The 2,805-nt window shown below is 41.7% G+C and carries 3 protein-coding genes; 1 reads left to right on the top strand and 2 read right to left on the bottom strand.

The window, feature by feature from the left end:
- Window positions 1-99: 99 nt before the first annotated feature.
- Both thrH and OCV72_RS16395 read right to left on the bottom strand, forming a co-directional pair.
- Complete coding sequence (gene thrH, locus OCV72_RS16400; protein WP_055284951.1) at window positions 100-705, bottom strand: bifunctional phosphoserine phosphatase/homoserine phosphotransferase ThrH; 606 nt, start codon at window positions 703-705, stop codon at window positions 100-102.
- A gap of 77 nt (window positions 706-782) precedes the next feature.
- Window positions 783-1,658 (bottom strand): TrmH family RNA methyltransferase, encoded by an 876-nt coding sequence (locus tag OCV72_RS16395; RefSeq protein ID WP_081021099.1) that lies wholly within the window; start codon window positions 1,656-1,658, stop codon window positions 783-785.
- Window positions 1,659-1,823: 165 nt separating this feature from the next.
- Here OCV72_RS16395 and OCV72_RS16390 point away from each other — a divergent pair, with 165 nt between their 5' ends.
- Complete coding sequence (locus OCV72_RS16390) at window positions 1,824-2,606, top strand: class I SAM-dependent methyltransferase (protein WP_028088496.1); 783 nt, start codon at window positions 1,824-1,826, stop codon at window positions 2,604-2,606.
- The last annotated feature ends 199 nt before the right edge of the window (window positions 2,607-2,805 follow it).

Genomic DNA, 2,805 nt, shown 5'->3' with positions numbered 1-2,805 from the left:
CCCCTTTAGAATTGACCCGCCGATGGAACCTGAACAGGAACACCTTTCCAAGCTTTATTCCGGTTCGGGTATCCACAGCCTTCCTGAATTAAATCCCAATTAAATTCCAATTACCGATTTTATAGCTCCCAACAATTCCGCATATGTCTCGTATGCCGGAATCTCCGGATGATCTTCTTTGATCTTATCAGTGGTGCGGAACAGGAATCCTGCTTTTCCTGCTTGGATCATGCCCAGATCGTTGTACGAATCGCCACTTGCAATTGTTTCAAATCCAATAGACTGTAGTGCTTTCACGGTGCTGAGTTTTGAGTTTTCCACACGCATCTTAAAATCTGTGATCTCGCCATTTTCTGCGATCTCAAGACTGTTGCAGAACAATGTCGGTCTTCCGAGCTTTTCCATCAATGGCTGTGCAAATTCTGTAAAAGTATCACTGATCAGAATTACCTGACTGAAAGAGCGCAGTTCATCTAAGAATTCTTTTGCTCCCGGGAGTGGGTCGATCTTAGCAATCGTTTCCTGGATTTCCTTGATTCCAAGTCCATGTTCTTTTAAAATATCCAGTCTCCATCTCATCAGTTTATTGTAATCCGGTTCATCCCTTGTCGTTCTTTTTAGTTCAGGGATTCCACTTTCCTCGGCAAATGCGATCCATATTTCCGGTACTAATACTCCTTCAACATCCAGACATGTAATATACATTCTATGATTCCTCCTATACCTGTTTGTCTTTTTGCTTTTTATCATAACACAAGTTTGCTGATTTTACATTCTTTTTATTAGCAATTCTTCATTCCTAACTGCCAGAATGCAACCGCACTGGCAGCTGCGACATTCAGCGAATCCACACCGTGTGACATCGGAATCATTACCGTATAATCGCAGGCGGCAATGGTTTCCGCCAGCAGTCCGTCTCCTTCCGTTCCCAATATCACTGCCAGCTTCTCTTCTTTTGCGAGTTTTGGATCAGCGATACTTACGGAATTTTCTTTCACTGCCATCGCCGCCGTCTTAAATCCCAGTTCACGTAATATATGCATTCCTTCTTTTGGCCAGCTTACAGATCTATCCACAAATGTCCACGGAATTTGGAACACTGTCCCCATACTGACCCGGCTTGCTCTTCGGTAAAGCGGATTACTGCATCCACCTGTCAAAATCACTGCATCCATGTGAAGTGCCGCTGCTGAACGGAAGATAGCGCCTACATTCGTGGGATTCATTACATTTTCAAGTACTGCTATTCTGTCACAGCCGGCACAGATTTCCCGTAGCCCCGGCAGATTCCGCCTTTTCATTACACATAACATTCCTCTGGTCAGTTTAAATCCGGTAAGCTTCGTCAGTACAGCAAATTCTGCCGTATATATCGGTACATTGGCACACCGTTCAAGTACGGCTATTGTTTCCGCATCTTCCAAAGCCTGCTTTTTTTCTACCAGAACAGACACCGGCTCATATCCTCCATCCAATGCCCGGATAATCACTTTCGGACTTTCCGCAATAAACAGTCCTTTCTCCGGATGGTCTTTGTTCAAAAGCTGTGCTTCTGTGAGCCTTGCATATACATCCAGTTCCGAAGCATCAAAATCCATAATTTCTTTTGCATTCTGTAATAGCCTTATATTCGCAGTTTCTGTATTATCCATAATCATTTTCCTCTTCTTTGTCATTTACAGGATCTTATTGTTATCTTATTATACAGAATGAATGATATTTTCTCAATTCTGTAAATATTTTATGCCCATAATCCCGGACTTTATGTTAAAGTGGATAAGGTATGAGCAGATATTTTTTTGATATAAGGAGAATTCTTCACTATGATGACTGAACTTGAGAAATATTATAATAAATTTAACGAAGAAAAACGTCTTGGAAGCCGGCATGGACAAGTCGAATTTACAACTTCTATGAAATATATACACGAATATCTTCCAAAAGATAAATCTGCAAAAATTCTGGATGTAGGTGCAGGAACCGGCCGTTACAGTGTCGCCCTTGCGGAAGAAGGTTACGATGTTACCGCTGTTGAACTGGTTAAATATAATCTTGGCATTTTAAAAAAGAAGAACAGTTCCGTAAAAGCTTATCAGGGTAATGCTATGAAACTATCTCGCTTTTCGGATAAAGAATTCGACTTGATCCTGGTATTTGGCCCTATGTACCATCTGTATTCCATGGAAGACAAAGTCAAGGCACTGACCGAAGCAAAACGTGTACTAAAAGATGACGGTGTAATCATGGTTGCTTACTGTATGAATGAATACAGTGTCCTGACCTATGGATTCAAACAGAATCATATTTTAGAATGTATAGAAAGTGGGAAGATTGATGAAAACTTCCGTGTACAGCCAAAACCGGAAGACCTCTATGATTATGTACGTCTGGAAGATATGGATGCATATAATAAGGCCGCCGGACTGGAACGGATTAAAGTAATCTCAGCAGACGGACCTTCGGATTATATGCGCCCGGTACTCAATGCAATGGATGATGAGACATTTGAGACATTTATCCGATATCATCTTTCGGTATGTGAACGCCCGGAACTTGTGGGGGCAGGATCACATACGGTGGATATTTTGAAGAAGATTGGGATTTAATTCAGGAAGGCTGTGGCTACCCGAAGCTTTATTCCGTGTGTATCAAATTCCTTACGAATGAAATGGCAATTGCGTAACGGTTGTGGCCTCCACCGGGTTACACTTCCGGGCATTTTATTTATTAACATTCGCTGCCAGTCACGACTTGAAGGAAACAATAGATAAGGATTATTGTGAATGTGGAATGCCGTTAGAAACA

The organism is Dorea amylophila, from assembly GCF_025567265.1.
Lineage (GTDB): Bacteria > Bacillota > Clostridia > Lachnospirales > Lachnospiraceae > Dorea_A > Dorea_A amylophila.
Note: the sequence above shows the minus strand (reverse complement) of the source record. Positions and strands in the feature narration are given on the sequence as shown.